Annotated in this window: 24 protein-coding genes and 1 tRNA gene; 12 read left to right on the top strand and 13 right to left on the bottom strand. The window is 60.8% G+C overall.

Going from position 1 to position 24,828, the window contains the following annotated elements:
• Nucleotides 1–54 precede the first annotated feature (54 nt).
• The 13 genes from B3H47_RS08710 to B3H47_RS08650 form a co-directional block, all read right to left on the bottom strand.
• Nucleotides 55–1,317, bottom strand: a complete 1,263-nt coding sequence (locus B3H47_RS08710; RefSeq protein ID WP_286986741.1) for an MgtC/SapB family protein — start codon at nt 1,315–1,317, stop codon at nt 55–57.
• A 19-nt stretch (nt 1,318–1,336) separates the two neighbouring features.
• On the bottom strand, nt 1,337–1,825 hold the full coding sequence (locus B3H47_RS08705; protein WP_050985890.1) for a GspH/FimT family protein: 489 nt from the start codon (nt 1,823–1,825) through the stop codon (nt 1,337–1,339).
• A gap of 188 nt (nt 1,826–2,013) precedes the next feature.
• Entirely contained in the window at nt 2,014–2,481 is a 468-nt protein-coding gene (locus B3H47_RS08700; RefSeq protein ID WP_286986740.1) for a type IV pilin protein, read from the bottom strand.
• Nucleotides 2,482–2,495: 14 nt separating this feature from the next.
• Nucleotides 2,496–6,266: a pilus assembly protein gene (locus tag B3H47_RS08695; RefSeq protein ID WP_286986739.1), complete on the bottom strand. Its 3,771-nt coding sequence runs from the start codon at nt 6,264–6,266 to the stop codon at nt 2,496–2,498.
• Between the two features lie 52 nt (nt 6,267–6,318).
• Entirely contained in the window at nt 6,319–6,906 is a 588-nt protein-coding gene (locus B3H47_RS08690) for a pilus assembly PilX family protein (protein WP_276709227.1), read from the bottom strand.
• Nucleotides 6,907–6,909: 3 nt separating this feature from the next.
• Nucleotides 6,910–7,950 (bottom strand): PilW family protein, encoded by a 1,041-nt coding sequence (locus B3H47_RS08685; protein ID WP_276709225.1) that lies wholly within the window; start codon nt 7,948–7,950, stop codon nt 6,910–6,912.
• The gene (pilV, locus tag B3H47_RS08680; protein WP_276709221.1) at nt 7,947–8,474 is read right to left on the bottom strand and encodes a type IV pilus modification protein PilV; all 528 of its coding nucleotides are present in this window, start codon (nt 8,472–8,474) and stop codon (nt 7,947–7,949) included. Before pilV ends, B3H47_RS08685 begins: the two co-directional genes overlap by 4 nt.
• On the bottom strand, nt 8,446–8,994 hold the full coding sequence (locus B3H47_RS08675) for a pilus assembly FimT family protein (RefSeq protein ID WP_286986738.1): 549 nt from the start codon (nt 8,992–8,994) through the stop codon (nt 8,446–8,448). The genes pilV and B3H47_RS08675 overlap by 29 nt, the downstream gene beginning before the upstream one ends.
• Nucleotides 8,995–9,112: 118 nt before the next feature.
• Nucleotides 9,113–9,961: a UDP-2,3-diacylglucosamine diphosphatase gene (locus B3H47_RS08670; RefSeq protein ID WP_286986737.1), complete on the bottom strand. Its 849-nt coding sequence runs from the start codon at nt 9,959–9,961 to the stop codon at nt 9,113–9,115.
• Nucleotides 9,962–10,012: 51 nt separating this feature from the next.
• Nucleotides 10,013–10,504, bottom strand: coding sequence for a peptidylprolyl isomerase (locus B3H47_RS08665; RefSeq protein WP_013104570.1), 492 nt, complete (start codon nt 10,502–10,504; stop codon nt 10,013–10,015).
• Nucleotides 10,505–10,526: 22 nt separating this feature from the next.
• On the bottom strand, nt 10,527–11,114 hold the full coding sequence (locus tag B3H47_RS08660; RefSeq protein WP_414718238.1) for a peptidylprolyl isomerase: 588 nt from the start codon (nt 11,112–11,114) through the stop codon (nt 10,527–10,529).
• 56 nt (nt 11,115–11,170) lie between these two features.
• The gene (locus tag B3H47_RS08655; protein ID WP_286986735.1) at nt 11,171–12,514 is read right to left on the bottom strand and encodes a L,D-transpeptidase family protein; all 1,344 of its coding nucleotides are present in this window, start codon (nt 12,512–12,514) and stop codon (nt 11,171–11,173) included.
• Between the two features lie 68 nt (nt 12,515–12,582).
• A complete protein-coding gene (locus B3H47_RS08650) occupies nt 12,583–13,677 on the bottom strand; it encodes a L,D-transpeptidase Cds6 family protein (protein ID WP_286986734.1) in 1,095 nt (364 codons plus the stop codon).
• Between the two features lie 176 nt (nt 13,678–13,853).
• Between B3H47_RS08650 and cysS the strand changes: the two genes are divergently transcribed.
• The 12 genes from cysS to B3H47_RS08590 form a co-directional block, all read left to right on the top strand.
• Nucleotides 13,854–15,236 (top strand): cysteine--tRNA ligase, encoded by a 1,383-nt coding sequence (gene cysS, locus B3H47_RS08645; RefSeq protein ID WP_013122195.1) that lies wholly within the window; start codon nt 13,854–13,856, stop codon nt 15,234–15,236.
• Between the two features lie 32 nt (nt 15,237–15,268).
• Nucleotides 15,269–15,901, top strand: a complete 633-nt coding sequence (locus tag B3H47_RS08640) for a DNA-3-methyladenine glycosylase (RefSeq protein ID WP_324343497.1) — start codon at nt 15,269–15,271, stop codon at nt 15,899–15,901.
• Nucleotides 15,902–15,958: 57 nt separating this feature from the next.
• The gene (locus tag B3H47_RS08635; RefSeq protein WP_286986733.1) at nt 15,959–16,936 is read left to right on the top strand and encodes an acetyl-CoA carboxylase carboxyltransferase subunit alpha; all 978 of its coding nucleotides are present in this window, start codon (nt 15,959–15,961) and stop codon (nt 16,934–16,936) included.
• Nucleotides 16,933–17,985, top strand: a complete 1,053-nt coding sequence (gene tilS / locus B3H47_RS08630; protein WP_286986732.1) for a tRNA lysidine(34) synthetase TilS — start codon at nt 16,933–16,935, stop codon at nt 17,983–17,985. Before B3H47_RS08635 ends, tilS begins: the two co-directional genes overlap by 4 nt.
• An 81-nt stretch (nt 17,986–18,066) precedes the next feature.
• The gene (locus B3H47_RS08625) at nt 18,067–19,320 is read left to right on the top strand and encodes an aspartate kinase (protein ID WP_276708916.1); all 1,254 of its coding nucleotides are present in this window, start codon (nt 18,067–18,069) and stop codon (nt 19,318–19,320) included.
• A 114-nt stretch (nt 19,321–19,434) separates the two neighbouring features.
• A tRNA-Ser gene (locus B3H47_RS08620) sits at nt 19,435–19,525 on the top strand.
• Nucleotides 19,526–19,742: 217 nt separating this feature from the next.
• Nucleotides 19,743–20,138: a hypothetical protein gene (locus tag B3H47_RS08615; protein WP_286986731.1), complete on the top strand. Its 396-nt coding sequence runs from the start codon at nt 19,743–19,745 to the stop codon at nt 20,136–20,138.
• Nucleotides 20,139–20,618: 480 nt separating this feature from the next.
• The gene (locus tag B3H47_RS08610) at nt 20,619–21,539 is read left to right on the top strand and encodes an AAA family ATPase (RefSeq protein WP_276708914.1); all 921 of its coding nucleotides are present in this window, start codon (nt 20,619–20,621) and stop codon (nt 21,537–21,539) included.
• Nucleotides 21,523–22,584 (top strand): replication protein C, IncQ-type, encoded by a 1,062-nt coding sequence (repC, locus tag B3H47_RS08605; RefSeq protein WP_276708912.1) that lies wholly within the window; start codon nt 21,523–21,525, stop codon nt 22,582–22,584. Before B3H47_RS08610 ends, repC begins: the two co-directional genes overlap by 17 nt.
• Nucleotides 22,585–22,746: 162 nt before the next feature.
• Complete coding sequence (locus B3H47_RS08600) at nt 22,747–22,905, top strand: hypothetical protein (protein WP_276708911.1); 159 nt, start codon at nt 22,747–22,749, stop codon at nt 22,903–22,905.
• On the top strand, nt 22,905–23,345 hold the full coding sequence (locus tag B3H47_RS08595; protein ID WP_276708909.1) for a hypothetical protein: 441 nt from the start codon (nt 22,905–22,907) through the stop codon (nt 23,343–23,345). Before B3H47_RS08600 ends, B3H47_RS08595 begins: the two co-directional genes overlap by 1 nt.
• Nucleotides 23,342–24,828 (top strand): conjugal transfer protein TraH (locus B3H47_RS08590; RefSeq protein ID WP_286986730.1); only part of this gene is annotated, 1,487 nt, incomplete at its 3' end. The genes B3H47_RS08595 and B3H47_RS08590, both read left to right, overlap by 4 nt.

Raw genomic sequence — 24,828 nt, 5'->3', positions numbered from 1 at the left:
GTGGGGCGGCTTGCGCGCGGCTCACGCGCCAAACCGACCGATTTTAGCCGCCCCTCACGCCTGAGCATTCCCCAGCCACAACCCCAGCCACAACCCCAGCCAGAACAAGCCGATCAGGCCGAACTGCGCCGCCAGATTGATCATGCCGAACGTCCACTGCGCTCCAGCGAATCCGGCGACGATTTTGCTCACTGCGTTGGTCGCCAGGGCAAGGCCGATGGCGAGCAAGGCCTGCCAGGACGAAAAAGCGCCGTTGACCGCCATTTGCGCGGCAGAAGCGGCCGCTGCGTGCGCGTCGGCAAATCCTGCCAGCCCGGTCGCCGCCAGCGCCGCATCGCTGCCCAGCATGCTGCGCGCGGCCTCGGCAGCCAGCAGCACGCCCGCAAGCAGGGCAGCAAACAACAGCGCCTGCAACGGCTGGAACGGACGCCGTGTGGCCTCCGTTTCGTCAGACAAGGCCGAACTCTGCGGCGCGTGCCGCGCCAGACTCCACGTCGCCCCCACCGCCAGCAGCGCGCCCGCCCCGTACAGCCCCACGGCGGGCAGCAGACCAGGGAGCAAAGCCGGATCGATCAGCGCAATGAGAACGCTCAACTCCACCACGGTAGCCAGATTCGACAACAAAGCCGCCCGCAGGCAATCGCCCTGCAGGGCGGCATCCAGCTGTGCGCGTTGCGCCATGCTGGCAATGGTGGCCGTGCTCGAAACAAACCCGCCGGCCAGCCCGGAAAGCGCCAGGCCGCGCTGACTGCCAAACGCCCGCACCGCCACATGCCCCACCGACTGAATCGCCATCACCAGCACCGCCAGCAGCCACAGGGTGTGCAGGTTCAGTCTCGCCAGCCAGGCGATGGGCTGATCGGTCAACAGTGGCAGCACGACCAGCGCTGCGGCTGCCAGCAACAGGCCGGATTCCAGTTCCTGCGTGCTCAAAACACGTCGCGCGAACCCATGCAGCGTCGTTTTGGCGGCCAAAATCCCCGCGACCACCACGCCCAGCCCCGCAGCCCAACCGGGCGACTGCTGGGCGAGCGCGCCAATCAACACAGTGAGCAGCAGGGCGAATTCCGTCGTCAGCCCAGGGTCGGCTTTGCGCGTTTGCATATATCCCGCAAACGTCAGCAAGGCAAAAGCCGCGAGTACCACCCCCAGCGCCGCCGACCCTAGCACGCCCGCAGTCGCACCCGCAAGCGCCGCCAGCACAAAACTGCGCAGACCCGCAGGCGATTCAGGCGGCTGACTGCGCTCGCGCTCGATGCCGATCAGCAGGCCGACGCCGAGGGCGGCGATCCAGGGAAGGACGGAAGACTCGATCAAGCCGGACTTCCACGACGGATCAAGGACGCGCGCAATTTCCGGCCGAATGGTGTGGCTGAGCGCGGATATTGCCTGATTTGGACAAGATCAGATCGACACCCAAAACCGTGTTCAACGTGTTGCTGCATAGGCGCAACGTTCCCGCTGCAAATGCGCCACTGGGTTGCTCGGCATGCCCAATGGGCTGGAAAAGAACGGGCTTCTGCATGGGGCGATTGGGCAGAATTTGAATGCCACTCTCCTGCGCCGTAGATCCGCTCTGAATCAAAGTGTCGTCGGCGTCACGGGCTCCATTTTGGTTGCGATCCGTGAAAATGAGCCATTCACCGCTCCCCCAATCTGAATGGCATCCTGACTCTGGGTTACCCGCGCAGAGCGCCACAACCTGATTTTGGGTGATGGCAGACTGTCGCGCCATCATGAAGGCGCTCATCAAGGCATTGCTGCTGACGGTGAGGCGATGCTGAGCAAGCAGATGAGAAAACGCAGGCGCTGCGAGTGCAGTCATCAACCCCCCGAGAGCCACGACGACCAACAACTCCGCATAGCTGACGCCACGGCAGTTGTCGATTCGAGATGGGTATGAACTCCGCACTGTGAGACCCTCTGAATGGTTGAGGCAGCCTCAATTATGGCAAGTTCAATCACTGAAAGCAAAACATTCTCTTGATTTTTTGACAAATTAAAAAATTTTTCTTACCAGCAGGAGGCCACCGTGCCTGTGCCGCTTATTGTTTTTGTTCCTGCCTGATTCAGTGAAATTGTGTTGCATTCAATATCACGGCTAGCTTGAGATCCCTGCGGCACGGCACGCACTCGATAAGTGGACTGGCCGGGCGTGGCGGCAAAGCTGAATTTGTAATCAGTACTCAGATCTGAAGCGCATGAAAGCGTGGGTAGCGTGTTCGCTGTTCCTGCTGAATCTTGGTCATATCGCAAGTTGGTCGAGTAATACCGTTCCATATAGTTGGCATACTCACTGAGACAGGCTTCAGCGGCAACTCGTTTGGTTTTGGTGATATGGCTGATGTAGGAGGGGTAGCCGACAGCCGCGATGATGGCCACGATGGCCACGACGATCATCAGTTCGATCAGCGTAAAACCCCGTAGAGCCAGCTGGCGCGCACGGCCGGGGGCAAAAATTGCTCGGTTGAAATGCCGCATGAATAAGCCTCCGCTCAGGGGTTGATGAGTTCTGCCCAGGAAACCCGCCCGGGGTTGGAAACCTGCGGATTGACCTGGGTATTGAAAATGGTGCCGTTTTGATTGGCCAGTAGCGTCGTGCTGATGAAATTGCTCAAGCCGGTGAGCCCCGTGAGCCCGATGCCAGCGATCGGAATGAGGGTTTTGTCGCTCATGGTGACTTTGTCTGAGTCGTTGAAACGGCGATCTCCGTTGCGGTCGAAAAAGATGTCGGTCGGATTCGTGCCTGTGAACGGATTGACGGCCATGATCCAGCCGCGGCCTGATGGGGCGCACACATCGGCGTTGTCTGGAATGAGCGTGCTGCCAACGAGCAGGTTCTGATACGCCTGGTTCGCAACGATCATGCGCTCACCTTGGGCGGTATTGGAGGGAGGCAAGAGGTTCATATACCAGCCTTTTTTGGTGGCCATGTCACCAGCAGTTCCCACGCTGACAGTGCGTGCGGGCAAAGTTGCGGCGACTGGCGGAGTGGCGGTCGGATCGGCCGCTGTGCCAGCGATTTCTGCGGTGATGCTGCGCTTGATCAGATCGTTTTTGACAATCGGAAAACTGGCCTGCGACACATTCAGCCCATACCAGCTCTGCACATCCTTATTCGTGAGGTCGTCCTGGCCCAGATAGCGCCCGGTGCCAAAAAACAGCCAGAGATTTCCGGTGTCTGGATCTTTGGCGGCAAACATGGGCGCGGTAATGGGTTGGGCCTTGTTGCTGGCGTCTTTTGCGGTGAACAGCAGGGTGCCCGCGCTAGTTGCGCTGGCAAGATCGAATGACCAGACATTACCTTGCAGATCGCCGGCATAAGCCTTTGTACTGATGCCATTGGCAAGGCTGTCGATCCAGACCGCAGGCGTGGAGAGCCCGTTGTCTGTTGCGGTGTTTGTTGCATGACGGGAGACGGCGCCGTCGTTCAGGCTGATCTGCAACAGTTCGGCAGTGCCGCTGTCACTGTTCATGCCGTTGCCCACCAGAACCGACCATTGACCGTTCGCCGTCTGGGCGATGATGGGTTTGCCGATGATCTGCCCGAGATACCCAGCGGAAACTTCCCAGAGAAATTTCACAGCTGCGGGGTCGGTGATGTCCAGGGCGTAGATGGTGCGCGTTGTGCCGCGGCCTGTTGTGCCGACCAGTACCGTGCGCCAATCTGCGGGCGAGCCGGCATAGACGTCCGCCACGGTGATCTCACCGTCGTTGAAATATTGATGGGGGTTCAGCCCAGAGCCATAACTCTTTTGAGCCAGCACACTGGGGTTGGTGGAGGCCGCGAGCACCGCGCCGGGCATGAAGGCGAAGGTTTCCACGCCGGTGTTGGCATTGAAACCATGCAGCATGCCGTCGTTGGCCGAGACATAAATAGTGGGCGTGCGCGTTGCCTGCGTTGCGGCGAAGGTTTTGAAACTGGTGGAGCCAGTGAAGGTTGCGTCGGCATAGGGACCCGCAGCGGGCTTGCCCACATAGATCGGCTGCGAGTTGATGATGTCGCCCAGCGCCGTGGTGCGGTTGCGATAGGTGCCGCCGTTGCGAATTTCCTTCGAGGCATCGCCACGGATGTAATTCACCAGGTCGGTAGTCCAGCCGTGCTTGCCGTTGACATTGGTGCTGTCAAATGCCACATAACTGCCGCCGACCAACGTGTAGACGGTACGGGCACCCGCTGCGGGTAGTTGGAGAGCCGCGTCCCAAGCTTCAGTGGTTGCTGCGCCGGTGGTTGCATCGATGTTGAAGGCTTTGAGCGAACCACTCCAGACACCCTCTTTGTAGCTCGCCTGGTAGACACGGCTGCCGCTGTTGAGCTGCGTGGAGTTGGTGGAAAGCGAAGCCGTGCTGCCGATGTTTTCGCTGGCAATCGCCGAGAAGGCCGCCTCGAGAGAGTCCTTCATGGTTTTGGCGTCGCCACCCGTGAAGAAATTGTCTGGGCGTTTGTCCTTCGTGCTCAGCGTCTGGCCATTGGTCCACCACGAAGCGTCTGGAAGCGCCGTTGTGTTGGCATAGGGGTCGTAGTTGGCCGGTACAGAGAAGCCACCGTACTTGGCCGCAAGCCAGTATTGGTTCTTGGCCTTGCCTTCCAGAACCTGGTTTTCCATCACATCGACCCAGTAGGTTGAGACGGTCTGCTTGCCGCTCAGGTCTGACCGCAGATCGACGGTATGGGCGTCGTAGGCTAGGCCGGCGATATAGGCGGAGTTAGAGCGGCCGCTGAAACCGGTACTGTCGTCAGCTGTCATGCCGTTGATGGTGATGCCTTCCAGCGCTGCCACTTTTTGTGTAGCTGTGACGACATTAACTGTCGTGTCGGCGCTGACTTCGCTAGGTACCGCGGGTTCATCATTGCGATTTCCGTTGCCCGGCAGGTTTTTGTCACGGTGGGTGTTCACGTCGCCGATGCCAAGAATGAAGCTACGCTGGCAAGAGTATTTCCAGGGGTCAGTCCAGGTGCGGACGACGGGGAAGCCGTCTGTCATCTTGTAAGCCGTGCCATCCGGATAGTTGCTGATGCTGTTGTACGACTCGACCGGGCCTTGATGTTTCAGGTAGCGCAGCGCGGCGTAATACATCTCGCTTACCGGGTCGTAGCTCTTGTCACTGGCCGTGGTCATCTGACCGAATTTGTTGATGTAATTGATGACTCCACTGTCTTGGATGGCCGGGTCTGCAGAATATGCGCTGGTTGTGTCGGATGCGGCAGTGGGTTGCGGGTTACGGATGAAGGTGCCGTCGGTGGCACTCCATTCGGCCTGAGCGTTGGTGGCAGGCGTGGTTCCGGGCTCATAGGTATTCGGGCCGACAAAACCTTGCTGCGCCCGGAGCGCCGCGCCGTCCTGCAGCACCTTGGAAATATTGAGATAGCCGAAGACGCTGTAGGTGAATACAGAGGCGTACTTCTGGATCAGACCTTGGGGCTTGGCATTGCTGCCATAAGCGACGCAGTTGTCTTCAAGCATGCCGCTTTTGCAGACCTGTACGTCGATATTGACGGAATAGACCCAGCCAGACTTCACACCCTCAGACGGATCGAATTCGACTGCGCCTTTGCTCTGCGCGACGGCCGGATTATCGAGCAGATAGCGCAAGCTGCGGGATGTGCCGTCTTTGTCGTTGACGCTAGTGCTATTAGCTGAGATGAAGTACATCCGGTTTCCCAGGCCACTGAGTTTTGTCGAAAAGTAGCTAAGGCTGGAAGGAGTGTTGTTCGCTACCGTGGACGCACCGGAAATGTTGAGAGCGCCCGTCCCGGTTTGACCGGTATGCCGCGCCTTTTCCAGAATGGTGAGGTTGGCTGTGTCCACCACCCGGTTGCCACCGGTCAGCGTTGAGCGAAAGACATCGATGGTTTGGGTGGCGGCCCAGTTCAGGTAATTGCCGCTCCATGCTTTGGAGCATGTGCGATTGGTCGCGTCGCTGGCTGGCGCAAAGTAGTTCTTTGTGCCGCCGTTAACGCCCGTGAAGGCTGGAACCGACGTACCTGCGATGGTGTAGCCGTAGCACTTGTTGGGGTCAAAGTAGCCGTAATAGGTTTTGGTCGTATCGAAAGCGCCGACGTTGGCCATGCTCATGATCGTGGGCCATTCCACAGAGGGCGTGAGCACGAGATTGCCGGGGACGTTATTGCTCAGCGTCAACGGTTGCTGGGCTATCGATACCGCAGCCTGTGCGATGGGCGCGGTCAACAAGCTCCAAGTAACGCCAAGCAGGACGAATTTCTTCCAAAGTGGGGGACGATGGGGCATTGCTTGCGGGCTCATGGTGGGTCCCTTGGGGAATAGATTTATGAAATTGCTTGGCGATCAACCGGCGTTATTTGCGTACCCAGGCTTGCAGGGTGACGGTGGCCCGATCGGGCAAAGTGCTTGGGTCGGCGCTGCGCGCGGTGATGCGGTAGAAATGCGCCGTTGGGACAACCGGGGCAGCCCCGTACTGCGCGCTGTTGGCCGTTTGCTGGGGGCCAAGGGCTGTGCGGCGGTCATTCCAGAGGCCCATGTCTTCGATCACATACTGCGGCTGTCCCGCTGCATTGCTGCCCGCGGTGTACTGATTAGCGCCCGTGCCGGTCGGTACTGTCTGCCAAGCGTTGGCGATGGTTGCCTGTGCGGAGGGGTTGTTGTCGCACTGGGTGGCGGCGACGGTGCAGTCGCGCCAGATCACTGCGGTATTCGCTTGCAGCAATCCTTGCGCAACGCGCAGCCCGGCTTCACTGTTCTGCAGCGCGATTTGTCGGTCCTGCAGATTGCTGGACATCTTTTCCTGCAGGGTGGTGCTGCGGATGGCCGCCAGACCGATGACCGTGACGATGAGCAGCAAAATCAGCGAGACGATGAGCGCCACGCCACGCTGGCGCTGCACGGCCCCTGCTTCAAATGAATGGGTCGAATAGATCGATTGCATGGCTTAACTCACACGGTTGCGCAGCGCGATGACGGTCGTAACGGTGCGGTTGAGGGATTTGGCGTTGCTATCCGTCACCGTTTGTTTAGTGGTGCTGGCCAGAGTCAGGGTGACCTGCATCGCATCAACTTCATTCCAGTTGGTCACAGAGTTGGCATCAACGTAGTTGGCCGCATTACTCTGGTGATAGAGGATTTGCATGTCTGTGACATTGCGCACGATTTCCTGCGCAGTCGCTGCTAAGCTACCGCTGCTATTGCTCAGCGTCATGCGGTAGAGCGACTGCCCGCCTGTCGGGTTGGTGCCGATGTACCAGTCTGCCGCATTGAGGCGCGAGACCTGGGCATTGGTGCGGAAGGTGTAGGCCTCTGCGGTGCACGCGGTGGCGGGCGGAACTGGAGCGGCTGTTGGGAAGCCGAGGTCGGCGGTGCAGTTTCCAGGGTTGGCGCCAGTGGCGGCCCAAGTCAGTGTTGCGGTGCCTTCGCCGCCGCCCAGCTGAACCAGTGCCGCGTGATCCGGGTCGCAGATCAGCAGCGCGTCGCCGTTCTTCCAATCGGTTGCTGCCGACCATAGCGTGACGCTTGCCGCAGTGGCATTTTGAATGCTCAAGCCTGCGCTTTCGCTCCCGATCAGTTGTACCGAATCGGTGGCGGCAAGTCGGTTGCCGGTCGCCGTGCCAGTGGTGACTGCCGGATCGGTAGAACCGGCTTCGTAGCCGCGGACCGCATTGCCCCAGTTTGCCCACCAGTCTGTACCGCTGTTTTTCAGCACGTTGGCAATAAAGGTGCCGTTGCCGCAGCCGGTCAACGACGCCTGGCGAGCATCGCGTGTCAGCAATTCAAAGGCGATGCGTGAACCATCCTGCACTTCACCGATCGCCATATTGGTCTTGAAGGAGCTGCGACTGGCCAGAAAGACGCTGACCGCTACGCCGGTCACGACCAGACCAAGCAACATGGCCACCATGAGTTCAACGAGGGTCATGCCGCGCTGGCGGCTTGGTAACGCACCCTGCGCTTTGATGTGGGCAGAGCTTGGGTTCATAGCATGGCCTTGGTGACGAAGGTCTGTGTACTTGAACCGACAGTGGCGCGACTGTCGTCGAAAGTAACGGTCACGGTGCAATCGCCGTTGCTGGTGCAGTCAATTTTTCCGGTGGCGCCATTTCCCAGGGCGGCTAGCCCGCCCGGTGGCGTGCCGCCAGAGCCCAGGCACCATGCTTGAACCTCGGTATCGGGCCGACCCGTCAGATTTGTGGAAAGCGAACAGCTTGGCGTGCTACCTGTCAACTTGAAGGTGGCGGTTGTGTCGTAGTCGCCGTTGAGTGCGGCTGTTCGATTGGCGCGCAACGAATCGAGAATGGCGTAGGTGACCACGGAGGTTTGGGTGTGCGCCATGGCGCTGTTGTTGTTGGTCATCGACCGCACCAGCAATGTGGACATGCCGAGGAAACCAATGGACAGCACCAGTACCGCGATCAGGATTTCCAGCAAACCGGCGCCGACCTGAGACTGATGGCCTTTTTCAAAAGGCGCCGATTTACTGTTGGCAAGGGTTGGGTTGCGCATTGGGACAATTTCCAGTTCCGTTCACCGTGCAGGTCACGGCAGTGATGCCGGTAATCAAATAGACGCAGCGGTGTTGATTACTCGGTAGATTGCTGGCGTAGAGATCCATCACCAAGCCTGAGAATCCGGCGTTTGGCGTCGACTGTCTCAGGAATCCGGCTGGCGAAGCGATCAACGCCTTTCCGCTGACTTTTTGAACGCCCGCTGGCAGCGCTGGGGCGGCGGCGAGCGTTGTTCCGGCGGCGTCGGTGTTTTTGATCTGCGCGCTGTTGGTGAAACTGACATCCTGATTGCGTTTGACGGCTTCGGATTTGGCTAAATTCAGTGCATACACCACGGAGTTGGCGCTGGTGCTCAATTTGTTGCTGAGCATCAGGTTCTGAAAGTTGGGGACAGCAACCGCCAAAAGAACTGCTGCGACCGTGATGGTGACGAGCAATTCGATCAACGTGAAGCCAGAAATTCTGTGGTTCACAGTGGTTTCCAAATTGAAACAATGTGACCAAAGTTTTCCATGCATCGCAGGCTCGTGCGCAGACTTTCCGACGAACGGTCGTTTATGGCCGACGAACGGTATTTTTTGTATCAATCGGTGCAACAACCCCCCAGCCTGTGCGCTAGAGGGGGGTGAAAAGACGTCAGTCGCAGCGCTGGCTGCTGACTTCGATGCCCTGGCCCTGGGCGCAGAGCCAGAGGGCTTGCGCGCGGGGCGGGGCGCTGCCGGGGGCGTCGTAGTCCCAGTCGGAGAGGACTTGCCGTAGCTCTCCGCCTTGCCAGTGGTTGCGCGGGCGGTGGGTGTGGCCGTGGATCATCCAGGTGCAGGCGGCGCGGTCTAGCCAGCGGCGGGCCTCGGCGGGGTCGGCGTCGGCCCAGTTTTCGGGGCGGGCTTGCGCGGCGTTGCTGGCGGCGCGCATGGCGCGGGCCTGCAGCACGCGCGCAGCCAGCGGCTGGGCCAGCACTTGCCGCTGCCACTCGGCGTAGCGGACGGTGGCGCGAAATTGTTGGTAGGCGGTGTCGGCGGTGCAGAGCTGGTCGCCGTGGGTGAGGAGGATGCGCTCGGCCTGAAACGTGAGCACCACGGGGTCGGGAAGGAGCTGCGCGCCGGTGGCTTGCTGGAACCGCTGGCCGAGCAGAAAGTCGCGGTTGCCGTGCTGCACGAACAGGGAGCGGCCCGAATCGGTGTAGGCGCGCAGCGCGCCCGCAATGTCTTGGGCGCAGGCGGCGTCTTCAGGTGCGACGGTCAGCGCGGCGGGGTCGAGCAGATCGTCGCCGATCCAGGCCTCGAACAGGTCGCCCAGGATGAACAGGGCGTCGGCCGCGCGGGCGGCGTCGGCTAGCCAGGCGATGAAGGTCTGGGTGGTGCGCGGGGCCAGCGCACCTAGATGAAGATCGGAGACGAGGGCGATGCGCCGCCAGGTAGGCGGGGCAATCAGGCTGGGGAACGCGGGCTCGGGGCGGGGGGCGTGCGCGGCGTCCTCTGCGGACAAGGAGTTAGCCGACACGCGAACCGCCGCCCTGATTTTGCGGTGATGCCGTTGTCAGACTTCGACGGCTTTGAGGATGACCACGTCTTCTTGCGGCACGTCGTCGTGAAAGCCCTTGCGGCCGGTTTTCACACTCTTGATCTTGTCCACCACGTCCTGCCCCTCGACCACTTTGCCGAACACGGCGTAGCCCCAGCCTTGCGCCGTGGGGGCGGTGTGGTTGAGGAAGGCGTTGTCGGCGACGTTGATGAAAAACTGCGCGGTGGCCGAATGCGGATCGGAGGTGCGGGCCATGGCGAGGGTGTAGCGGTCGTTTTTGAGGCCGTTGTTGGCTTCGTTCTGAATCGGGGCGAGGGTGGGCTTTTGCTTCATGCCGGGCTCGAAGCCGCCGCCCTGGATCATGAAACCGTCGATCACGCGGTGAAATACGGTGCCGTCAAAGTGGCCCGAGCGCACATAGGCCAGGAAGTTTTCGCTCGACTTGGGGGCGTGCTCGGTGTCGAGTTCGATGCGGATGTTGCCGTGGTTGGTTTGGAGTTCGACCATGATGGGCTTTCTGTTTTCAGCTTTAGTTGAGGAGTTTGGCGTCTTCGATGACGATGGGCTTGACGGGCACGTCCTGGAACATGCCTTCGTTCTTGGTCGGCACGGCCACGATCTTTTCGATCACGTTCATGCCTGAAATGACCTTGCCGAACACGGCGTAGCCGTAGCCGTCGGGCTTGGGATAGTCGAGGCTGGGGTTGTCGACCACGTTGACGAAGAACTGCGAGGTGGCCGAGTTGGGGTCGGAGGTGCGCGCCATGGCGATGGTGCCCTTGAGGTTGCGCAGGCCGTTCTGACTCTCCAGCGGAATGGGCGCGCGGGTGGGTTTTTTCTGCATGTCGGCGGTGAAACCGCCGCCTTGCACCATGAAGCCGGGAATCACGCGGTGAAAAATGGTGCCTTTGTAGAAGCCGCTTTTCACATAGTCGAGAAAATTGGCCACGGTTTTGGGCGCGCGGGCCGGGTCGAGCTGCACCACGAAATTGCCCATGGTGGTGACGAATTCCACCTTGGGTTGCGCGGCGGGGGCTTCGGCGGCGTGTGCTGCGGGCAGGGCCGCTGCGGACACCAAGCTCAGCGCGGCGAGTATGGGGGCGATGTGCCGCCGCATGATGCGTCGCCAATTGGGGAGCGATGAGTGGAACGGGGTGGTCAGGCTGGAATTCATTACGAAACGCTTCCTTGAAAAATGAGTTGCCACTGGTTGTTGCGCTGGGCCCAGTACTGACGATAGAGCGGGCTGGAGGGCGCACCGGCCGCACTGTACTGCACCACCCTTTGCCCCGGGTATTGCAGGACGGTGAGCGCGCCGGGGGTGATGGATGGGTTGCGCGCAGGCGCGTGCGCAGTATTCAGCGCCGAGGCGCTGGCGGCGAGCGTGTCTTGCGGACGCGCACCTTGCGCAGCCGCCTGAACGACGTCGGTCTGCAACTGCGCCGTGATGCGCTGGCGCTGGGCAGTCCACTGCGAGACGCTCAGCCATTGCACATGGCGGGTGATGACCACCGGGGTGCTGCCCGCCGGGGTGTCGGCCATGAGGCTGAGCACGTCCGGGTTGGACAGCACCACGCAGCCGTCAGATGCCAAGGGAACGCGGGCATAGCTGCCCGGCGGTGTGCCGTGCAGCCAGACGCCAAAGCCGGTATGGCCTTGCTGCTTGTCCCACTCGTTGGGGTAGTTCAGCGTGAGCGCGCCGGCGCCGTAGAGCGGTTTGAGGTCTTTGGCGCCGATTTTGCGGGTGATGAAGTAAATGCCCAGCGGCGTTTTCATATCGCCGACCTGGGTCTTGCCCGCGCCGAATTTGCCCTGGCTGAAGTAGTAGCTCGCCTCGAGCTGGGGCACGCCGTTGCGCTGCTCAAAAAGATACAGACGCGAACGGGCGGTATCCACCACGATGGCGCGCTGCACGTCGGGCGCCAGCGCCACCAGATTGGCGGCAATCGCCCCGGTCGGGGGCGGTGCGGTGTAGGCGGCGAGGCGGGCCAGGGCCTCCGCCCGAAGTTCCAGAACGCGGGCGTGTTGCTGCGCCTGTTGTTCCGAAAGCGCGGGCGGCGGGGCCGCGGCGAAGCCCGCAGGGTTTCCGGCGCTGGCTTGCATGACATCGCCCAGAAGCAATTGCGCCAGGGAGAAATGCGGGTAGTCCCGCGCCAGTTGCTCGGCTTGCGCCCGCGCCGCGTCGAGGTGGCCGGCAGCGACTTCGGCGTAAGCGTGGAGCAGGCGCCGTTCCGCGCCGTCCTGGCTAGGAGGCGCGCTCAGCGAGGTGGTGAGTTTGAGCAGGGTGCGCGCCGAAACGACGGGTTGCTGCACTGAACCGGTGGACGGGCCTGCGGCGTTGCTGGCCAACTCGCCTGTCGGTTCGGCCGCCGGGTCATGCAGCAGACGACTGCCCGGTGCGGCGCTGGGCACCGCGTTGTAGTCGGTCGCGGCGCGGGCCGCGAACACCAGCGGCACGCACAGCAGCGCCCATGGCAACAACTTGCGCAGAGGCGGGCGGCGGAATGCGGGCTTCACAGCGGATCGATGCGAGGGCTTGAAATCACAGCCTAAATGAGGCGCTTTGCAGTGGCTAGAGTGGCTATTCAGCCGACGATCTCGCGCACGATCAGCCACTTGCCGTTTTCACGCTGCATTTGCAGGGTTTTCGGGCCGTCAAAATCGAGCGAGCCGGAGGTGTAGTGCTGACGGAAGCGCGCGGTGGCTTTGTCACCGTCGATCTGCACCTTGAGCGCGTGCACTTTCACCGTGATCTTGGCTTTGTCGGAAATACGAGTGCGGCGCTGATCCTTCCAGGCGCTCAGGCTCATACCCTTGTCAGGCTTGAAATTGGGGGCGTAGGCGGCGAAATAGCCGGGCAGATTCTTGTTTTGCCAGGCGTCGGCCCAGCGCTCGACCGCGTCGGACACCGCCGCCTGTTCGCTGGCGTTGGTCTGCGCAGGCGCAGCGGCGGGCGCCGGTTTGTTTTCAGCGGGTGCGGGCGCGGCAGGCTTGGCGGCAACCGGGGCCGTCGACGCGGGCTCGGGTTTGGCCGCGGGTTTTTCGGCGGCGACCACCATCGGCTTCGGCGCAGGCGCGGCCGCAGCGGGCTTGGCCTCGGCGTTGGTTTCTTTCGCGGGCTGCGCCGTGGTCACTTTCAAGGGTGCCGCAGAGGCGGTTTGAACGGCGGGATTTTTGCCCTGCTCGAACAATTCGCGAATCAGGTTGAGCTTGACTCGGGCGCTGGCGTTTTCATCGGGGGCGAGTTGCAGCGCCTTTTGGTAGGCTTGGCTGGCGAGCTTGGCGTAAATATCGCCCAGATTGGCCTGCGCGGTGGCGTAGCTCGGGTTGGTGCGTATGGCCATATCGAGCGCGGCGCGGGCCTTGTCGTACTGGCCTTGCTGGGCATACAGCACGGCCAGATTGTTGTAGGGCTCGGGCAGTTCGGGGTATTGCTCGGTGAGCGACTGAAAGATTTTGATGGCCTGGGCGTCTTTTTTCTGCTCGGTGAGGATGACGCCTTTCAAAAACTGGTACTGCGGGTCTTTGGGCTTTTGCGCCAGCAGCGTGTCCACCTGCGTCAGCGCACTGCTCAGGTCGCCTTTTTGCAGACTTTGGCTGACACTGGCTGCGTCTGCCGCCCAGACGGTTGGTGCACTCAGCGTGAGGGCGATCAGGGTGGCGAGGAGGCGATTTCGCATTGGGTGACTAAGTGAGTGGTTTGAAGTCTGGACAAGCGCCGTGCGGACTGGCGATGCGCAGCGCGGATTCAAGTGCAGCGCGTCAAGCCGGAAACTGGCTGCTTGTGCTAAGTTTTTAATTTTATCTGGGGACATGGCGCGCCCGCGCACAAACCGCTGTTCCCAAACCCAATTCCATGACTGCGTTGCATCTACACAATACCCTCACCCGCGGGAAAGACCGTTTCGTGCCCATCGAGCCAGGCCATGTCCGCATGTATGTTTGCGGCATGACGGTGTACGACTACTGTCATATCGGGCACGCGCGGGTGATGGTGGTGTTCGATCTGCTGCAGCGCTGGCTCAAGGCGCAGGGCTTGCGCGTCACCTATGTGCGCAACATCACCGACATCGACGACAAAATCATTCGCCGCGCGCAGGAAAACGGCGAAACCATCCGTGCCTTGACCGATCGCTTCATCGCCGCCATGCACGAAGATGCCGACGCCCTTGGCGTGGAGCGGCCTACGCATGAGCCGCGCGCCACCGACTATGTGCCGCAGATGCTCGACCTGATCGGCAAGCTCAAAACGCGCGGTCTGGCCTATCGCGACAGCGCGGGCGATGTGAACTTTCATGTGCGCGCGTTTCCCGGCTACGGCAAGTTGTCGGGCAAGTCGCTCGATGAACTGCGCGCGGGAGAGCGCGTGGAGGTCGATACCGCCAAGCAAGATCCGCTGGACTTTGTGCTGTGGAAAGCGGCCAAACCCGCCGAGCCCGAGGAGGTGAAATGGCCTTCCGATGACGGCCCGGGCCGACCCGGCTGGCATATCGAATGTTCGGCCATGAGCTGCGCACTGCTGGGTGAGACTTTCGATATTCACGGCGGCGGGGCCGATCTGCAATTTCCGCATCACGAGAACGAAATCGCGCAAAGCGAGGGGGCCAGCGGCAAGCCCATGGCCAATGTCTGGCTGCACAACGGGTTTGTGCGGGTGGACGGCGAGAAAATGTCCAAATCGCTGGGCAATTTTTTCACCATCCGCGACATCCTCCAGCATGTGGACGCCGAAACCGTGCGGCTGTTCATCGTCCGTGCGCACTATCGCAGCCCGCTGAACTACAGCGACGAACACCTGCAAGACGCCCACGCTGCGCTCACCCGTCTCTACACCGCGCTCGACCCGTTCGCTGATCTGCCTGCACGGCTCGACTGGAGCCACCCGCGCGCGCAGGCCTTTGCCGCCGCGATGAATGACGATCTCAATACACCCGAGGCCATGGCGGTGTTGTTCGAGTTGGCGACCGAGGTCAACAAAACGGGCGATGCCGATCTAGCGGCGCTGCTGAAAGGGTTGGGCGGCGTGCTCGGTCTGCTGCAGCAGAACCCGCGCGAGTTCCTGCAAAGCAAGGCCGCCGCGGTGGATGCGGCGTGGGTGGAGCAATTGGTGCAGGAACGCATCGCCGCCAAACAGGCGCGCAACTTTGCCGAGGCCGATCGCATCCGCGCCGAGCTCAGCGCCAAGGGCATCGTGCTCGAAGACAAGCCGGGCGGGATCACGGTATGGAGGGCGGCTTGATGGCGCGAGCACCGGCTTGGTCGGATACGGTCGTGTCCACCAAAGGCCCCATCCCGCTCGATTGGGACAAGGCCTGCGCCCACCTGCAGCGCACCGATCGCGTGATGCGCAAACTCATCAAGACGCATGCGGGCACGCGGCTGCAAAGCCGGGGAGATCCGTTTCAGACTCTGGCGCGTTCCATCATCGGTCAGCAGATTTCCGTCAAGGCGGCGCAGACGGTCTGGGATCGGCTCTGTGCCGCCGTGCCCCAAGTCGCGCCGGAACATCTGGTCGGCCTCGATGACGAGGCTCTACGTGCTTGCGGCCTGTCGGGTCGCAAGGCGGGCTATGTGCGCGACCTCGCCGTCAAATTCCACGCCGGGGAGGTGCATCCGGACCAATGGCAAGAGATGCACGACGAGGCCATCGCCGCTGAACTGCTGACCATCCGCGGGATTGGCCGCTGGACGGCGGACATGTTTCTGATCTTTCACCTCATGCGCCCGGACGTCCTGCCCTTGGGCGATCTGGGGCTGATCAAAGGCGTGAGCCAGACTTACTTCGCCGGCGAGCCCGTGACCCAGAGCGAGGTGCGCGAAGTGGCGGCCGCCTGGGCGCCGTGGCGTTCAGTGGGGACTTGGTATATTTGGCGCAGTCTGGACCCGTTGCCGGTTGCGTATTGATTTGCGCATTGTTTTGCATGTTTGCAACGCAGGAGCGGATCATTTCCCGAGGTGAATATGAGCAAAAAAGTCTTTCTCGATTTCGAGCAACCGGTTGCCGAACTCGAGAACAAAATCGACGAACTGCGCTTTGTGCAAGATGAGTCTGCCGTCGATATCTCCGAAGAAATCGGGCGCTTGCAGAAAAAAAGCCAGCAGCTCACCAAAGACCTCTACGCCAAGCTCACGCCCTGGCAGACCACGCAGATTGCGCGGCACGCCCAGCGGCCTTACACCCTCGACTACGCCCACCAGATCTTCACCGACTTTCACGAGCTGCACGGCGATCGCGCCTTTGCCGACGACCTGTCCATCGTGGGCGGCCTGGCGCGTCTGGGCGGGCAGGCCTGCATGGTGATCGGCCACCAGAAAGGGCGCGACACCAAAGAGCGCGCGATGCGTAACTTTGGCATGCCCAAGCCCGAGGGCTATCGCAAGGCGCTGCGGCTGATGAAAATGGCCGAAAAATTCCACCTGCCTATTTTCACCTTTGTCGATACGCCTGGCGCCTATCCCGGCATCGATGCTGAGGAGCGCAGCCAGTCCGAAGCCATTGGCCGCAATATCTACGAGATGGCGCAACTCGAAGTGCCCATCATTTCCACCATCATCGGTGAGGGCGGATCGGGCGGGGCGTTAGCTATTGCGGTGTGCGACCAGTTGCTCATGCTGCAGTATTCGATCTACTCGGTGATTTCACCCGAGGGCTGCGCCTCCATACTTTGGAAGAGCGCGGAAAGAGCGCCGGAAGCCGCCGAGGCGCTGGGTCTCACGGCGCATCGGCTCAAGGCGCTGGGCCTGGTGGACAAGATCGTCAACGAGCCGGTGGGCGGCGCACACCGCGACCCTGCGGCGATGGCGGCTTCGCTCAAGCGCGCGCTGGGCGAATCGCTGCGCCACTTTCAGCACACCAAGCCGGCCGATCTGGTGAAGCAGCGGCTGGAGCGGCTGCAGGGCTTTGGCAAATTCGAAGACACCAAGACGGCGGGACGTTGACCACCTTCGTCGGTTCACTTGATGGGTCCACCTCGTCGGCTGCACAGTCGGCGCTGCCCTTGCTGAACAACCCCGCGCTTGCCGCGCTCAAGCGTTTCGCGTCGCAACACCCCGGCGTCGCCCAGGCCGAGAGAATCGGCATAGCTTTCAGCGGCGGGGCCGATTCCACGGCTTTGCTGCTCGCGGCCCGCACGCTCTGGGGCTGTGGGCGGCTTTGTGCCTTGCACGTCAATCATGGCTTGCAAACCTCGGCCCAGTTGTTCGCGCAACATTGCGCCCAAGCCTGCGCCGCCCTCGATGTGGCGTATGCCGAGGCCACTCTGCAGGTCGATGTGGCGCAGGGACAGAGCTTGGAAGAAGTCGCGCGCGAGGCCCGCTATTTGGCGCTGGCCAAGCTTGCGCGCGAGCAAAACTGCGCGGTGGTTCTGCTTGCGCAGCATGGGGACGATCAGGTTGAGACGCTCTTGCTCGCCTTGTTGCGCGGGGCAGGGCCGCGCGGCCTGGCGGCGATGCCCGCGCAGATGCAGCGCCACGGCTGCAGCTTTGCGCGACCCTTGCTGGACTGCGGCGCGGCCGAATTGCGGAGCTGGCTTAAGTCGCAGGCGGTGAGCTTTTTGGACGATCCGATGAACGCCGACCCCGCGTTCCGGCGCAGCCGCATCCGGCATGAACTGGTGCCGGTTCTCGCCCGGCTCGAACCCGCCTATCGGCAGACGCTGGGCCGCAGCGCCGCCTTGTGCGCCGCGGCCGACGGGCAGATTCAATCGACGGCGGCGCAGCAATTGCGCCTCTGCCTGCAACCCCAGGGGGTGGATCTTGCCGCCTTGCGCGCCCTGGGCGCGGCCGCCGCCAGCGAAGTGTTGCGGCTCTGGCTGCGGCAAAACGGGCAGCGACTGGACCGTGCGCGGACCGACGAACTAGTGCGACAAGTCTTGCGGACTGGGCAGGGCGCGCATCGCCTCGAACTGCGTCTGCCAGGCTGCATCCTTCAGCGTCAGGGGGCTTGTCTGCGTTTGAAATGGGGCGATGCCGCAGCAGAGAACGCCTAGAATGCGAAGCTTTGCAGCGAAACGGTCAGGTGCATCGTGCGCCGGGCAAAGAGACTTTCGCAGCTCTCGAACGCATTTCTCATGGCACTCATCGTCCAGAAATACGGCGGCACCTCGGTGGGGTCAGCCGAACGGATCAAAAACGTGGCCCGGCGCGTGGCCAAATGGCACGAAGCCGGGCATCAGGTCGTGGTGGTGGTCTCCGCGATGTCGGGTGAAACCAATCGCCTGATCGCGCTGGCCAAAGAAATCCAACCCCAGCCCGATCCGCGCGAACTCGACGTCGTGGCATCGACCGGCGAGCAGGTCACCATCGGCCTGCTGTCCATGGCGCTGCAGGCGCTGGGGCGCAAAGCTCGAAGCTACACCGGCGCGCAGATCGCCGTGCATACCGACAGCGCCTTCACCAAGGCCCGCATCGAATCCATCGACGCCGACAAACTCAAGGCCGATCTCGCTCAGGGCATCATCCCCGTTGTTGCCGGGTTTCAAGGCGTGGACGCGCAGGGCAACATCACCACCCTGGGCCGGGGCGGCTCAGATACCTCGGGCGTGGCGCTCGCAGCGGCCTTGCAGGCCGACGAATGCCAGATCTACACCGACGTCGACGGCGTCTACACCACCGATCCGCGCATCGTGCCCGAAGCCCGGCGGCTCGACACCATCACCTTCGAAGAAATGCTGGAAATGGCCAGCCTGGGCTCCAAGGTGCTGCAAATCCGCTCGGTGGAATTCGCGGGCAAGTACAAGGTTCGCCTGCGCGTGCTCTCCAGCCTGACCCCGTGGGACTTGCCGCTGGAGCAAGAGTCGCGCAGCGGCACACTCATCACCTTTGAGGAAGACGAAAACATGGAACAAGCCGTGGTGTCGGGTATCGCCTTTGCCCGCGACGAAGCCAAGATCATCGTGGTTGGCGTGCCCGACCGGCCCGGCATCGCCTATCAGATTCTCAGCGCCGTGGGCGAGGCCAATATCGAAGTCGACATGATTCTGCAAAACCAGAGCGTGGCCGGTTTCACCGACTTCACCTTCACCGTGGGCCGGGGCGATTACGCGCGTGCGCTCGACATTCTCAAGTCCAGCGTGCAGGCCCACATCGGCGCCAAGGAAATTCTCGGCGATCCGAAAGTGTGCAAGGTTTCCATCGTGGGCATGGGCATGCGCTCGCATGCCGGCGTGGCCAGCAAAATGTTCCGCACCCTGTCGGAAGAAGGCATCAACATCCAGATGATCTCCACCTCGGAAATCAAGGTCTCGGTGGTCATCGAAGAAAAGTACATGGAGCTTGCGGTGCGCTCCTTGCACAAGGCCTTCGACCTAGAACAAAGCGTCTAAGCCGCGACGTTTTCCGTCAAGGTGGCGATCGCAGGTGAATGCGTGTAATAATTGCCGACTTTGCTAAACGCATGAAGCCACAAGCAATTTGCCAAAAGGAAACTTGAGGCAACTGGAGACGTGACCGAGTGGCCGAAGGTGCTCCCCTGCTAAGGGAGTATGTGCCAAAAGCGCATCGAGGGTTCGAATCCCTCCGTCTCCGCCAGATTACACCAAAGCCCTGATTCGTCAGGGCTTTTTTGTTTTCTTGGGTTCAATAGCGTTCACTGTAGTTCAGTCCGGTTTCACCGCTCAGTGCACCAAATTTGCACCAAGAACTGCACCAGAAATACCGATGCATGTAAGCATACAAGTTGTTGTTCTAAATGGATTTTTTTGAACTTTTGCTTGCGTTCCATGGTTGGGATTGCTACGCTTTCATCATGTCCTTAGAACTCGCCCCCGACTTCGACCTCACAGCTTGTAGTGTGTGGGGCGAGCTTGAGCCCGGTTCGCCGCAGTTCGAGGACGCTTTCTGGGCCGCTGTCACGCCGACCGGCCTGCCCAGTGCGCCTCCAGCCGGGATCGTGGTTTTGGGCTTGGCTGCGGCGCTCCTGGCCAAGCGCTTTGATTTGGTCGCCCTGGCGGCGCGGCTTGCAGCCAAGGCTAGCGAGGCAGTGCTTCGCGATTGCCTCGACCTGACCGACGAGCTTTGCAGCCTGCTCGTTGCCGCCGGCCGGCAGTTGAGGCAGCCGCCTTCTGATCCAGTGCGCAGTTCCCGCCGCGTCGCGGCCGTTCTCTCCCCCCGTTTCGCACACCCCGATCCCGCCCTGACCTGATCGGTCAGCACGCGCGGGGCAAACCCCCGTGGTTCACGGCTGCTCAAGGCGCAGCTGTGCGCGCGTGCCAGCCGCAGGCCGCCTGCCCTCACGCCTCTTAGTTTCGCTGGGCGCTTCGCGCTTGGCCGATGAATGAGGTTCAGAAGTGGATCGTTATTCGCACATTTTGTGTTCTTTGCTGGAAAAATACCCGGCCCGGATTTGCATTGAAGATGCCAGCCGCCTCATCCTGGGGAAAGGAAAAGTGGCAGGCTATGAACTTCTAAAAACAAGCCGATTCCCTGTGCCAGTTTATGGCGGGCAAGGTGAGCGGCATTATGTCCGCATACAGGACATTGCTGAGTTTTTGTCTGGTGAACACGCACCGGACGCTGCTCAGCAGACTCAACCACCACTTGGAGGACAACGTCGAGTCGGACGGCCGACGCGGGCTGAGCAACTGGCAGAGGAACGGCGGCGGGCTCTGCGAGGGGCTGAGTGATGGCCTCCGCCCAAACCCCAATTGCCCTGCCAACTCGCGTCGATGTTGCGGGGTGGGCGAAAACTCGCCCTGCACCCCCTCACTTCCTCTTCCAAAACGGCCCGACATTAAAAACAGTGGGCGGCACCATCGGCGCAGGGGGATCAGGAAAATCTTTTTTCCTCTACCAGCTTGCGCTTTCTATTGCGGGCGGCTGCGATTTGCTTGGGCTAGGAAACGTGGTCACCGGCCCGGTGACCATTCTCACGCTCGAAGATTCTCACGAGAAATTGCATCGACGGCTATGGAACATCATCGACCATTATCAATATCTCGGTGAGCCGTGGCACTGGAAATCCCAGGAGCGGGCGCTTGAAAATCTGACTGTATTCGACGGACTGGGTAAGGATTTCGCGCTTGAAAATGACGATTGCGCAAAATGGTTTCATAGTATCTGCCAAGAGCAGAAACTTGTTATTGTTGACACCTTATCGCGCGCTCATGGTCTTGATGAAAACAAGTCTAGTGAAATCAAGCGGATTTTCCGAAAGCTTGAGTTTGCCGCGATGGACGCGGGTCCGCACATCAATTTCGCGCACCACAATTCGAAATCCGCACGACTGATCGACAACTTGGACGATTCGTCGGGTCGCGGCTCGTCCGCAATTATCGATGATTCGCGCTGGATCATAAATGTCAGAAACATGCACGGCAGCGAAAATGGGTTCGATGAGCATGGGAAAAAGATACCTGATACGGAAAAGAAACTTTACTGTCGAGCGGAAATCACAAAAAACAACGAAGGGCCGATCAACATAGTCAGGTGGTACAAGCGACCTCCAAAATCAGGCTGTTTAATACCTCACGATCTGACAATTAGCGATAAGTCAGAAAACAAGCATGAAAAAAAGAAGGGGGGGCAAAATGCAAACCCCTTCTAAATACAAGGCGAAGCGCAGCAAGCGTTTCCCGGCAGCTGCCAGGGCTGACGTGGAGCGAACTCGCCAAGTTGCGCGGCATGAAATGGCACTGGGACTTATCAGCATGTTCCGCCCGCTGCCGGATGGGGCGCAGCGCCGTGAGGTACGCATTCTGCAACGCTTTGCAGGCGGCGCAGTCAGGGTCATGGGCGTGGAGATGAGCCAGTTTGAGCAAGCCGTGTTTTTCGCCTTGCTCGCGATCGCCGCACGCGGCGGAAGCCTGCAAAACGCGCTCGCCGCCGGCTTGTTGCCAGCCCTGCCGCATCCCAACGCACCGCAGGACGCCCAGCCTCAGGAGAACGCGGCGGGCGCCGCACAGGCCATCGAAGTCAAGACCACACTTGCGGAGCTTTGCAGGGTTGCTGGCCTGCCAGACCGGCCAGGCAGCAACACGCGCGAAGGTGTCAGGCTGGCATTCCAAAGGCTTGCCATGGTCACTGTGTATGCCGAGGGGGCAAGCGGAGAGTGGGGCATCACACACCTGCTGGCCGGGGCAATCGGGCAAGGCGATGAGGCCGGCAGCGTCGTTGTCAGACTCAACCCTCGCAGCACTGCTGCGGTGCTGGGGGGCAGGAGCTATGCGCCCATCTCGATGTTGATCTACAGGTCGCTGCCAACGCCTACTGCTCGCGTGCTTTATGCCTGGCTTTGTGCCTGGTTTACTGGGCGAACAGGTGCGCGGCAGATCGGGTTAGAAGCGCTTGAAGCGCACGTCTTCGGGGCGGTCGCAGAGGACCGCCGCCGCCGCAGCCAGCGGAGGTCACAGATCAGGCGGGCGCTGGCTGCCATCAATAGCTGCGACGGCCAATTCAACTGCTCCATGCAGGGCGAGCAGGCCAGCATCACCCGCCGACTCGATCCGATACGCCCAGCGGCGGACATCTTTGCGCCCAGCGGCGGACAGTCCCCCTCTGAAAACCACTTCATACAAGTAGCCCCTACGAGTAGGGGCGGCAAGGCTGCCTCGCTGGAGCTTGGCAGCCTGCCAAACCCACAACCTCCATGACGGGCCTGCGGCCCGCCACCCCGCTGTCGCGGGTGCAAAAGCAACCCCAGGCGTGCAAAGGGGCGGGCAAGGAATGGGGGTATTCCAACGCAAAAATTCGCCCGCCCTTGCGCCTGTCGGCGCCAAGCCAAAAACTAATTGAATCGATTACAGGATTTCAAAATGAATATCAAACTAATTCTTGAATTTTTTCTTCTCACCGCCGCCATTATCACACCCATTCAAGCCGCAATATTCTTTGGGTGTAGATACTCGATTCGTGGAATTCGCGCTCTCGTTAAAATTTTGAAGGCTCGCCTGGCGGCCAAGGGAGAAAAATAATGGCCTGGAACATGGATGGACATTTTTATATCCAGGTGGAGCGTTGGGTTTTTGATTCAATTCGTCGCGCTATTAAGCAAGATCTGGCGGAAACGGTTAACCCTAATAATGGGAAAATCATCACTCGGCCTCTCAGCAAAAAGGAGCAGTGCCGAATTATTGACGACTGTGAAACGCATATTTTTTGGCTTACAAGAACTTGGGGTGTGGAGCAAGTCGTCGATCAGATGCTCTCCTCAATATCGTCTCTGCGGGGTCGGCATTTGACGTATTTCAAGGCGGGGCATTATGCAGTGCTATGGGCCTTGCTGATGGAATGCCAAACCAGTATGCAGTACGTGCATTTGACCTATTACCAGGAATCGGACGACGTTTTTTATCAAGATTACCGGGGCGCACAAATTATCCCATTCACAGCGCCTGCGAAGGACCGAAAATGAATAATGTTCTGAAAAATAAGCGGCGACAGCCGCAAGGGCCGGGCACCGGCCCCCTGCAAGCTGAGGTTTGGTTTTCCCCAGCCGACAGGCTGGGGATGCCGTTTGACCTGAAACCCATTGCCGCGATGCTTGCGGCTGGCCTACTGATCTCTGCCGCAGCCCTCTCGCCTGCGCAGGCCGACCTCAACTCAGTGCTCTCTGGGATGTACACCGCCGCCGGCAGTCCCGGCGTCTACCAGACACAAAACTCGGGCGTAATTTCAGGCGGCTACGTCGCTGTGCGCACGCCGATCCAGGACGTGAACCTCGTGTCGTTTTCTCCCCCCAACATCGGCGCAGGCTGCGGCGGCATCGATCTGTTCATGGGATCGTTCAGCTTTGTGAACGCGCAGGCCTTCGAGAACCTGCTGCGGCAGATCGGTCAGCAGGCGTTGGGGTACGCCTTTCAGCTCGCCATCAACTCGATGTGCCACTCCTGCGGGGCGCTGCTCTCCTCGATCCAGAGCGCGATGCAGAAGATGAACAGCTCGCTCAAGAACACCTGCCAACTCGCGCATGGGCTGGCTACCAGGTCCGTTGGCGATAGCCTCACTTCCATCGACAAATCAGTTGGGCAAGTCATGTCTTCGGCAACTGGCGTGGCGTCGGACATCTTCCAGGCTTTCAACAACACGCAGTCCGCTCCTGGCACGAATGAAACCGCACTGGCCAGCAAGACTGCAACGGTGACCGGCGACAACGGGCAGCAGCAGACCGTTGCAGCGACTGATCTGATCTTCGGCAACATGACCTGGAAGGCCCTCGAAAACTCCCAGAGTGACCAGTTGATCTCCCAAGACAACGTGACCAAGGAAATCCTGATGAGCTTGGTCGGCTCGGAGATCATTCGTCCGGGCATGTCGCAGGCTGACCAGACAGATGCATCGGCCATGGGGGCTACGGCGGGCGACACCCCGATCAACGTCCCAGCCACCCTATCCCTGAAGGACATGGTGGACGGCACTCCAAACGCCCAGGTGAATGTGTGCCAGGCCTGGGCGTCTTCATCCTCCGTCAGCTACCCCGCTTTCCCGTCGAACCCCTCCGACACGTCCGCGCTGAGCTGCCTGCAGACCAGCACGCAGACGCTTTCCAGCCTGAATTACCAAGGCATCAAGGGATGGGTTCGCAACCTGATGTGGGGCGAGAGTGGCGGTGATCCTGGGATCGTGAACCAGATCATCGCTGGCCAGCCGCTAACCGCTGCGGAACAGCAGCTCATCAACATGAGCGGGATCGGATTCATGCCCCTGATGATCCAGGTGCAGCAGTACCCCGGAGCGGTGCGGGCGGTCGCATCGCAGGTCCAGCCCTACATCGTCGCTGAACTGGCTGTTGGCTATGGGCAAGCCCTCTATCAGTCTGTCTCCTCCTCGTTCGCGGGCAATCCGCACGCGCGCAAGCCGCCGGGCTTCGATAGCTGTTCGTGCCGATGGAATTTTGA

The organism is Thiomonas sp. UBA7699 (assembly GCF_002482605.1).
GTDB lineage: Bacteria > Pseudomonadota > Gammaproteobacteria > Burkholderiales > Burkholderiaceae_C > Thiomonas > Thiomonas arsenitoxydans.
This window is presented reverse-complemented; position numbering and strand designations above follow the sequence as displayed.

What these genes read in the sequence shown, in the direction of transcription:
- B3H47_RS08705 (WP_050985890.1), bottom strand. Translation starts at nt 1,825, where the DNA reads ATGACTGCACTCGCAGCGCCTGCGTTTTCTCATCTGCTTGCTCAGCAT.
- B3H47_RS08700 (WP_286986740.1), bottom strand. Translation starts at nt 2,481, where the DNA reads ATGCGGCATTTCAACCGAGCAATTTTTGCCCCCGGCCGTGCGCGCCAG.
- B3H47_RS08695 (WP_286986739.1), bottom strand. Translation starts at nt 6,266, where the DNA reads ATGAGCCCGCAAGCAATGCCCCATCGTCCCCCACTTTGGAAGAAATTC.
- B3H47_RS08690 (WP_276709227.1), bottom strand. Translation starts at nt 6,906, where the DNA reads ATGCAATCGATCTATTCGACCCATTCATTTGAAGCAGGGGCCGTGCAG.
- B3H47_RS08685 (WP_276709225.1), bottom strand. Translation starts at nt 7,950, where the DNA reads ATGAACCCAAGCTCTGCCCACATCAAAGCGCAGGGTGCGTTACCAAGC.
- pilV (WP_276709221.1), bottom strand. Translation starts at nt 8,474, where the DNA reads ATGCGCAACCCAACCCTTGCCAACAGTAAATCGGCGCCTTTTGAAAAA.
- B3H47_RS08675 (WP_286986738.1), bottom strand. Translation starts at nt 8,994, where the DNA reads ATGCATGGAAAACTTTGGTCACATTGTTTCAATTTGGAAACCACTGTG.
- B3H47_RS08665 (WP_013104570.1), bottom strand. Translation starts at nt 10,504, where the DNA reads ATGGTCGAACTCCAAACCAACCACGGCAACATCCGCATCGAACTCGAC.
- B3H47_RS08660 (WP_414718238.1), bottom strand. Translation starts at nt 11,114, where the DNA reads ATGCGGCGGCACATCGCCCCCATACTCGCCGCGCTGAGCTTGGTGTCC.
- B3H47_RS08650 (WP_286986734.1), bottom strand. Translation starts at nt 13,677, where the DNA reads ATGCGAAATCGCCTCCTCGCCACCCTGATCGCCCTCACGCTGAGTGCA.
- cysS (WP_013122195.1), top strand. Translation starts at nt 13,854, where the DNA reads ATGACTGCGTTGCATCTACACAATACCCTCACCCGCGGGAAAGACCGT.
- B3H47_RS08635 (WP_286986733.1), top strand. Translation starts at nt 15,959, where the DNA reads ATGAGCAAAAAAGTCTTTCTCGATTTCGAGCAACCGGTTGCCGAACTC.
- B3H47_RS08625 (WP_276708916.1), top strand. Translation starts at nt 18,067, where the DNA reads ATGGCACTCATCGTCCAGAAATACGGCGGCACCTCGGTGGGGTCAGCC.
- B3H47_RS08615 (WP_286986731.1), top strand. Translation starts at nt 19,743, where the DNA reads ATGTCCTTAGAACTCGCCCCCGACTTCGACCTCACAGCTTGTAGTGTG.
- B3H47_RS08610 (WP_276708914.1), top strand. Translation starts at nt 20,619, where the DNA reads ATGGCCTCCGCCCAAACCCCAATTGCCCTGCCAACTCGCGTCGATGTT.
- repC (WP_276708912.1), top strand. Translation starts at nt 21,523, where the DNA reads ATGCAAACCCCTTCTAAATACAAGGCGAAGCGCAGCAAGCGTTTCCCG.
- B3H47_RS08600 (WP_276708911.1), top strand. Translation starts at nt 22,747, where the DNA reads ATGAATATCAAACTAATTCTTGAATTTTTTCTTCTCACCGCCGCCATT.
- B3H47_RS08595 (WP_276708909.1), top strand. Translation starts at nt 22,905, where the DNA reads ATGGCCTGGAACATGGATGGACATTTTTATATCCAGGTGGAGCGTTGG.